1 protein-coding gene is annotated in these 261 nt (G+C 44.4%); it reads right to left on the bottom strand.

Annotated features, from left to right (window positions below):
* Window positions 1–261 (bottom strand): cellulose biosynthesis cyclic di-GMP-binding regulatory protein BcsB (locus O4H47_RS17995; RefSeq protein ID WP_269395399.1); only part of this gene is annotated, 261 nt, incomplete at both ends.

Raw genomic sequence — 261 nt, 5'->3', positions numbered from 1 at the left:
CCTTCTTTAACCACTAAGTTAACTTGGTCAGGGTTATTAGCGGCTTGTTCTAGTGCATCCACAACACCAATCGTCAGGATGTCTTTATTTTTTAGTTGCTCAGCATTCCATTTATCTGTCAAAAGCACCTGAATACCTGGGTACCCAGAATCACTTCCTAACGAGCCCATGACGTTTAAGAAGGGCTGCAACACTTCTTTTGGAGCTCTCTCTGGAACAACAATCGCAGTTTCTGACAAATCGGCCATGCGTGTGTAAGGG

Source organism: Maritalea porphyrae (assembly GCF_027213965.1).
GTDB classification, from domain to species: Bacteria; Pseudomonadota; Alphaproteobacteria; order Rhizobiales; family Devosiaceae; genus Maritalea; species Maritalea porphyrae_A.
Note: the sequence above shows the minus strand (reverse complement) of the source record. Positions and strands in the feature narration are given on the sequence as shown.